The following is a 2,201-nucleotide window of genomic DNA, read 5'->3' on the forward strand; positions in this document are numbered from 1 at the left end:
ACACACCAGCGTCGATCTCACCGACCTCGATGCGATGCGAGTCGCGATCCGTCCGGGCACCACGCGGCTGGTGTGGTGCGAAACCCCGACCAATCCCATGCTGTCCATCGCCGACATCGTCGCTCTCTCGTCGCTGGCGCATGACGCGGGGGCGCTGCTAACAGTCGACAACACGTTCGCCTCGCCCTACCTGCAGCAGCCACTGACCCTGGGTGCGGACGCGGTGGTGCATTCCACGACGAAGTATCTCGGTGGCCACAGCGATGTCGTCGGCGGCGCGCTCGTGGTCGGCGATCCGGACCTGGGCGCCCGGCTACGATTCCTGCAGAACGCGGCCGGCGCCGTCGCCGGCCCCTTCGACAGCTGGCTGGTACTGCGCGGTGTCAAGACGCTCCCCATTCGGATGGACCGGCACTGCGACAACGCTCGGCGTATCGCGGCCGAGCTCACCACGCACCCCGCCGTCGGGACCGTCCGCTACCCGGGTTCGACCGGGCATGCGGGTCACGGCATCGCCGCGAAGCAAATGCGTGACTTCGGGGGAATGGTCTCGTTCACCCTTCGGGCCGGCCCCCGCGCGGCCGTGGAGGCATGCGGCCGGACCAGGCTGTTCACTCTCGCCGAGTCGTTGGGTGGGGTGGAATCCCTGATCGAACATCCGGCGAGCATGACCCATGCCTCGGTGGAGGGCTCACCGCTCGCGGTACCCGCGGACCTGGTTCGGCTCTCGGTCGGGATCGAATCGGTGGACGACCTCGTCGCCGATCTGCACCAGGCGCTGCGCGGGCTTTCCGACAGATCCGCGTAGCCCGGCCCCGATTTCGGGAGTGGCGGCTTCTGGCGCACGCGCCCGGTACGGAAGGGCGAACCAGCGAAAAAGTCCAAACCTTAACCCACAGGGGGCGTAATGAAGTAACAAATACGTGATCGAGAGCATCATCGCAGGTCACAGGCCTGTGGAGGGTTCGAAACGCGCAAGTTATTTCATTTCGACTCCACAGCGGCGACATAGCGCCCCGTACCCGGTTATCGTGACCTTACTGTGTCGAGACCCTCGGGCGGAGAACAGCAATGGTTGCGCGTGCGCATACGCCGGGCATGTGCCCGGTCCGCCAGGTCGCGATCGTCAGGAGTACCATATGGACGCCTCGACGGACCGCCGAACGATCATTACCACGAGCGCGCTACTCGGCGTCCTCGGGCCCGCCGAGGCGGTCGGCATGACATCCACGGCGGTGGACAGCCGCGCGGCGCTACACCAGGTCGAGACCGGTCTGGAGACCCTCGCCCGCCGCTGGGAGACCACCGCGCCGGCCGACCTGGTCGAGCGCCTCGCGACGCTGGAGCACCATGCGCAGACGATCGGCCGATGGCGGTTGGGCCCAGCCCTGCGCCGGGACTGGATACGAGCACATGGCCGGATTCTTCTCATGACCTCCGTGGCGCGGGGTGACAACGGCATGGCCAGGCCGGCCACAGTCTCGGCGCGGGCGGCGCTCGTCCTCGCGAAACATGTAGGAGACGCGACGACTGCCGCCCACGCCGGAGTCGTGTTGGCTGAACTCGCCGCTTATTCCTTCCAGAGCACCCGCGACGGGTTGGCGCTGGCGCGGGCGGCCCAGGCCACGGCACCACACGCGCACACCGCGATCCTGGCGATGACCACCGAGGCGCACATCATGGCCGCGTGCCACCTGCCTACCGACGATATCGTTGCCGTGCTGCGCTCAGCGGGATCGGTCGCGGCAAAGCTCCCGGCAGGTGCGGTGGGCTACAGCCTGGACGGTATCCATCCTGGGTATCTGCCGACATTCGGCGGTGCGGCACTCGTCGCCGCCGGCGCATTGGACGAGGGAAATGAGCGGCTGAGCGAGGCAGCCGAACTGTTCAACCGTTCCCGGGCGTCCGGTGCTCTCGCCGCCGTCCGCCTTTACCAGGCATCCGCGGCGATGCACGCACGCGAGCTGGACAAGGCCGAGATCCTCGCGACCAGAGCGCTCGCCGCATCCGCCGTGCGGCCGAGCAGTTGGCTGTCGAACGGAATCCTCTTTCTCGCCGAACGCGCCCGCAGCCAGGGCGCGGACTGGTCCGGACTCGTCATCCAGGCCCAGGAATGGTCCCCACTCTGATCGCGTCGTTGGGGACGTAATGAAGTAACAAATACGTGATCGAGAGCATCATCGCAGGTCACAGGCCTGTGG

General features: G+C 67.2%; 2 protein-coding genes. Both read left to right on the forward strand.

Features of this window, described 5'->3' with window-relative positions; all coding sequences use genetic code 11:
• Window positions 1-808 (forward strand): PLP-dependent transferase (locus tag ACY45C_RS21035; protein ID WP_462189282.1); only part of this gene is annotated, 808 nt, incomplete at its 5' end.
• 331 nt (window positions 809-1,139) lie between these two features.
• Complete coding sequence (locus tag ACY45C_RS21040; RefSeq protein WP_462189283.1) at window positions 1,140-2,129, forward strand: hypothetical protein; 990 nt, start codon at window positions 1,140-1,142, stop codon at window positions 2,127-2,129.
• Window positions 2,130-2,201 lie beyond the last annotated feature (72 nt).

This window comes from Frankia sp. CcWB2, from assembly GCF_977927585.1.

Bases quoted from the DNA above. Each gene is read 5' to 3' on its own strand.
- ACY45C_RS21040 (WP_462189283.1), top strand. From the start codon at position 1,140: ATGGACGCCTCGACGGACCGCCGAACGATCATTACCACGAGCGCGCTA.